The 5,573-nt window shown below is 71.6% G+C and carries 5 protein-coding genes; 1 reads left to right on the top strand and 4 read right to left on the bottom strand.

From position 1 onward, the window contains the following. On the top strand, positions 1–3,207 hold a 3,207-nt coding region (locus JNL41_RS14735), incomplete at its 5' end, for a carboxyl transferase domain-containing protein (RefSeq protein WP_293476179.1). 42 nt (positions 3,208–3,249) lie between these two features. On the opposite strand, the gene JNL41_RS14730 is transcribed toward JNL41_RS14735, so the two are convergent. The 4 genes from JNL41_RS14730 to JNL41_RS14715 form a co-directional block, all read right to left on the bottom strand. Beyond that, on the bottom strand, positions 3,250–3,930 hold the full coding sequence (locus JNL41_RS14730; protein WP_293476177.1) for an HTTM domain-containing protein: 681 nt from the start codon (positions 3,928–3,930) through the stop codon (positions 3,250–3,252). Next, positions 3,927–4,349 carry a hypothetical protein gene (locus JNL41_RS14725; protein WP_293476176.1) on the bottom strand — a complete coding sequence of 141 codons (423 nt, stop codon included), beginning with the start codon at positions 4,347–4,349 and terminating at the stop codon, positions 3,927–3,929. The genes JNL41_RS14730 and JNL41_RS14725 overlap by 4 nt, the downstream gene beginning before the upstream one ends. 32 nt (positions 4,350–4,381) lie before the next feature. Then, positions 4,382–5,194: an SDR family oxidoreductase gene (locus JNL41_RS14720; protein ID WP_293476174.1), complete on the bottom strand. Its 813-nt coding sequence runs from the start codon at positions 5,192–5,194 to the stop codon at positions 4,382–4,384. Positions 5,195–5,250: 56 nt separating this feature from the next. Continuing rightward, positions 5,251–5,573 (bottom strand): hypothetical protein (locus JNL41_RS14715; RefSeq protein ID WP_293476172.1); only part of this gene is annotated, 323 nt, incomplete at its 5' end.

The raw sequence follows: 5,573 nt of genomic DNA, 5'->3' as shown, positions 1-5,573 counted from the left end.
CTGAAGGGCTCGGGGCCGGCGGCCTACCTCGACATCGAACAGGTGGTCGCCGCCGCGAAGGACGCCGGCGCCGACGCGGTACACCCGGGCTACGGCTTCCTCTCCGAGAACGCCGCGTTCGCGCGGGCCTGCGCCGAGGCGGGGCTGACGTTCGTCGGCCCGACGCCCGAGACGCTGGAGCTGTTCGGCGACAAGGCCCGCGCCCGCGCGCTGGCGCGGCAGTGCGGCGTGCCGGTCCTGCAAGGCAGCGACGGCGTGGTTTCGCTGGAACAGGCGCAGGCGTTCTTCGCCGAGCACGGGCCGGTCATGGTCAAGGCCGTGGCCGGCGGCGGCGGCCGCGGCATGCGGCCGGTGACCGAGGCCGGCGAGCTGGCGGCGGCGTTCGAGCGCTGCGCGTCCGAGGCCAGGGCCGCGTTCGGCAACGGCGACCTCTACGTCGAGCGCTTCCTGCCGCACGCGCGGCACCTGGAGGTGCAGGTGGTCGGCGACGGCGAGAGCGTGGTCCACCTCTGGGACCGCGAATGCTCGCTGCAACGCCAGCGGCAGAAGGTGATCGAGATCGCCCCGGCCGACATGCTGGCCGACAGCGTGCGCGAGCGGCTGTTCGGCTACGGCGTGGCCCTGGGCCAGGCGGCCGGCTACCGTAGCCTGGGGACCATGGAGTTCCTGGTGGTCGACGCGAAGGGTGGGGCCGACGAGATCGTCTTCATCGAGGGCAACGCGCGCCTGCAGGTGGAGCATACGGTCACCGAGGAGGTGACGGGCCTCGATCTCGTGCGGCTGCAGTTGCAGATCGCCGCGGGGAGGTCGTTGGCCGACCTGTCGCTCACCCAGGACCGCGTGCCGGAACCGCGGGGCCACGCCGTCCAGGCGCGGGTGAACCTCGAGACCATGGCCGCCGACGGCTCGGCCCGGCCGGCCGGCGGGACGCTGGGCGTGTTCGAGCCGCCCTCGGGGCCGGGGGTGCGGGTCGACGGGTTCGGCTATGCGGGCTACCGCACCAGCGCACGGTTCGACAGCCTCCTCGCCAAGCTGATCGTGCATGCGGGCGCGGGCGGCCTCAGCCGCGCCGTCGCCAAGGCCTACCGGGCGCTGAGCGAGTTCCGGATCGAGGGCTCGCCCACCAACATCGCCTTCCTGCAGAACCTGCTGGCCCATCCGTCCGTGGCGGCGGGCGAGGTCCACACGCGCTTCATCGAAGAGCACATGGGCGAGCTGGCCGGCGAGCCGGAGGCGCATCCGCGCCTCTACTTCGACGCCGCCGCGCGGGGTGCGGGCGGGCCGAAGCGCGCCGGCTACCAGGTCGACACCAGCGATCCCCTGGCGGTGCTGGCGCTGGGCAGGGAAGCGGCCGACGCCGCCGAGGTCGAGGAGGAGGCCGAGGGCCCCGAGGGCACGAAGCCGCTCCGCGCGCCGCTGCAAGGCACGCTGGTCAGCGTCTCGGTGGCGGCCGGCGAGACGGTGCGCGCCGGGCAGGCGCTGATGATCATGGAATCCATGAAGATGGAGCACGTGATCGCGGCCGACGCCCCGGGCGTGGTGCGGCTGGTCAACGTCGCGGCCGGCGACACGGTCTACGAGGGCCACCCCCTGGCCTTCATCGAGCAGAGCGACGACGCCGGCGCCGGCGCGGTCGAGGAAGAGGCCGTCGACCTCGACGTCATCCGCCCCGATCTCGCCGAGGTGATCGCGCGCCACGAGAAGACGCTGGACGCGGCGCGGCCGGACGCCGTGGCCCGTCGCCGCAAGACCCGGCAGCGCACGCCGCGGGAGAACATCGAACAGCTCGTCGATCCGGGCAGCTTCGTGGAGTACGGCCCGCTGGTCGTCGCGGCGCGCCGGCGGCGCAACACGCTGCAGGAGCTGATCGACACCACCCCGGCCGACGGCATGCTGATGGGCCTCGCCTCCGTGAACGGCGACCTCTTCGGGGAAGAGAAGTCGCGCTGCGCGGTGATGAGCTACGACTACACCGTGCTGGCCGGCACCCAGGGCGGCAACAACCACTGGAAGCTCGATCGCATGGCCGAGCTGGCCGAGCGGTGGAAGCTGCCGATCGTGTTCTTCACCGAGGGCGGCGGCGGGCGGCCGGGCGACACCGAGGGCGGCGGCTTCACCCGCGGCTTCGAGTTCTGGGGCCGGCTCTCGGGCGCGGTGCCGCTGGTGGGCGTGAATTCCGGCCGGTGCTTCGCCGGCAATGCCGCCATCCTCGGCTGCTGCGACGTGATCATCGCCACCAGGGACTCGGCGCTCGGCATGGGCGGCCCGGCGATGGTGGAGGGCGGCGGCCTGGGCGTCTTCCGGCCCGAGGAGATCGGCCCGATCAAGGTGATGCAGGCCAACGGCACCATCGACGTCCTGGTGGAGGACGAGGAGGAGGCCGTCTTCACGGCCAAGAAGTACCTCGGCTACTTCCAGGGTCCGGTCGCCGACTGGTCCTGCGCCGACCAGCGCCTGCTGCGCCGCGCGATCCCGGAGAACCGCCTGCGCGTCTACGACATCCGCAAGGTGATCGAGCTGATCTGCGACAAGGACTCGGTGCTGGAGCTCAGGCCCAGGTTCGGCCTCGCCATGGTGACGGCGTTCGGGCGGATCGAAGGGCGTCCCGTCGGCATCTTCGCCAACAACCCGATGCACCTGGGCGGCGCGATCGACTCGGACGCGTCCGACAAGGCCGCGCGGTTCCTGCAACTGTGCGAGGCGTTCGACATCCCCGTGGTGTCGCTGTCGGACACGCCCGGCAACATGGTGGGGCCCGAAGCCGAGAAGACGGGCCTGATCCGCCACTGCTCGCGGCTGTTCGTGATCGGGGCCAACCTGACGGTGCCGATCCTGTCGATCATCCTGCGCAAGAGCTACGGCCTGGGCGCCATCGCCATGACCGGCGGCAGCTATCAGGGCGCGATGTTCTGCGTGAGCTGGCCCACCGGCGAGTTCGGCGGCATGGGGCTCGAGGGCTCGGTGAAGCTGGGCTACCGCAACGAGCTCGCGGCCATCGAGGACCCGGTCGAGCGCAAGGCGAAGTTCGACGAGATGGTCGCCGCCGCCTACGCCCGCGGCAAGGCGCTGAGCCAGGCGACCTCGCCGGCGCTGGACGACGTCATCGACCCGGCCGACACGCGCCGCTGGATCCTGGGCGGCCTGAAGAGCCTGCCGCCGAAGCCCGTGCGCGAGGGCAAGAAGCTGCGCTGGATCGATAGCTGGTGAAACCCGCTCACCCCCGGGGGACGAGCGGCAGGGGCGTCGAACTCAGAACAGCCGGTCCTGCAGCCAGAGGATCGCCGGATAGACCGCGAGCCAGGTCCAGAAGAAGCGGTTGAGGCCGAACAGGCAGGCGTTGGCGAGATGGAAGGTGGCGGCGACGACGAGGCCGGCGATCAGCGTCTCGCGTGACAGCAGGCTGAGCGGGAAGGCGAGCTCGAAGGCGATCACCGCCCAGGACATGGCGAGCAGCACGCGCGGCCGCTCGGCCCAGCGGCGCAGGTCCTCGCTGACCGGGTAGGCGGAGAACTGGAAGACGTCGCGGAGCGCGCGGCCGGAGCGCCAGTCGGGGTTCACCACCTTCACCCAGCCGGAGATCAGGTACGACAGCACGAGCTGGGCGCCGAGGTAGCCGAACATCACCTCCCGCCACGGCCGGGTCGGCATGAGCGCCGCGAGCGTGAGGCACCAGAGCGCCAGCAGGCCCATGCGGTCGCTGCCGCCGTTGTAGGGCCCCTGGAAGCGCCAGAGGATCGCCAGCGAGAGCGCGGCCAGGCCCACCAGCGGCCAGGGCTGGGCGACGCCGGCGATGAGCAGGAGGCAGAGGACGCTGCGCGCGCCGAACAGGACGCGCTCGTCGGCCGGCCCGCGCAGGTGCTCGAGGCCCTGTTGCAGCAAGGCGAGCGCCAGCAGCACCTCGGTGAGGCGGGTCGCGGTCTCCAGGGTCATCGCAGGTCCGACAGCCGCCGGGGCGACGCCTCGAACAGGACCTCGCGCACCAACGCCTCGCCGTCGCGGGCCACGAAGAGGAGGCGCAAGGCGAGCCAGGGCTCGTGGACGCCGGGCCCGAGGCCGGCGGCCACGCGGCGGAAGATCTCGTTCTCGCTGTGCGCGCTCGGCGCGTCGACCAGCCGCTCGGCGCAGCTCACGAGGAACAGGGTCTCGTTCCAGCGGGGGTTCCAGGCCAGGCGGCCGGCCATGGTCGCGACCGACACGCGCTGCGGCCGCGGCCGGAACTCCCGCCAGTCGGCGCTCGCGTCCGCCGACGGCAGGAGTGCGTACTCGATGCGCGGCGACGGCGCGATGACGTCGAAGAACCGCCAGGAGGGAATCAGCGCCGGAAGCAGGAGCGCCAGGGGCCGCAGCATGGCCCCATCTTCGCGTGCGTCGCCTCGCGGAGCTAGCGGCCCAGGAACGCCTGGCGGATCCCCGCCCGGAAGGCGTCGATGCCGACCGCGAGGCGTTGCGCATAGTTGGTCCTGGCGTCGGCGCCGGCGACGAAGGTGACGCGGTCGCTGGTGTCGTTGGCGGCGTCCCAGACCACCTCGGCGATCTGTTCGGCCGTCGAGCCGCCCGCGCGGCGCTCGGGGTCCATGAAGGCGGCGAACACCTTGCCCATGTCCTCGGCGTAGGCGGGGTGCTGGGTCATCACCAGCGAGCGGCCGGCGAAGTCGGTGGCGATGCCGCCGGGGGCCACGGTCTTCACCCGGATGCCGAACGGCTCCAGCTCGAACGCCAGGCTCTCGCTCCAGCCTTCCAGGCCCCACTTGGTGGCGTGGTAGACGGAGTTGAACGGGAAGGTGACGAGGCCGCCGATCGAGGTGGTGGTCAGGATCGCGCCCGACTTCGCCGCGCGCATGGCCGGCAGGAACGCCTGAGTGACGCGCATCACGCCCAGCAGGTTGGTGTCGAGCTCTGCGGTGAGCTGCTCGTCCGTCGCGCCCTCGAACGGGCCGGCCAGGCCGTAGCCGGCGTTGTTGAAGAGCACGTCGACCGGGCCCTCGGCCAGCGCGGCCTTCGCGGCGGCGGCGATCTGGTCCGGCCTGGTGACGTCGAGCGCCAGGAGCGTGATCCCGGGCGTCTCGGCAAGTTTGGCTTCGTTCGCCGGGTTGCGCATGGTGGCGAAGACCTTCCAGCCCTTCGCGGCGAAGAGCAGCGCCGTGGCGCGTCCGAGGCCGGTGGAGGCGCCGGTGATGAAGATGGTCTTGGTCATTGGGGCGTCGTCCTCTTTTCTGAATTTCAATTCGGTTTCGGAGCAGGAGAAATGAACTAGGCCTTCAGCGCATCCCAGCAGAGGGTTGCGACGGTGTCCTGGAACGCGCGGTAGCGCTCGGGGGGCAGGTCGCGGCCCAGCGGCGCCATCGACTTCACCGTCTCGTAGAGGAAGGCGGTCATCCAGCCGGTGTCGATGTCCTTCAGCAGGTGCTCGGCCTTGCCGCGCTCCAGCAGCGTCGCCAGCGGGCGCAGGCTGATCGCCGCCTGCTCGCGGGTCTCGGCGGTCAGGTAGGGCGAATTGGCCATCTGCCCCATGAAGACCAGCTCGGCGGCGTTCTCGATCACGTAGTCGATGTAGGCGGCGGTCATGCGGGCGA

The sequence above is a fragment of the Phenylobacterium sp. genome, assembly GCF_016793285.1.
Classification (GTDB): Bacteria; Pseudomonadota; Alphaproteobacteria; order Caulobacterales; family Caulobacteraceae; genus Phenylobacterium.
Note: the sequence above shows the minus strand (reverse complement) of the source record. Positions and strands in the feature narration are given on the sequence as shown.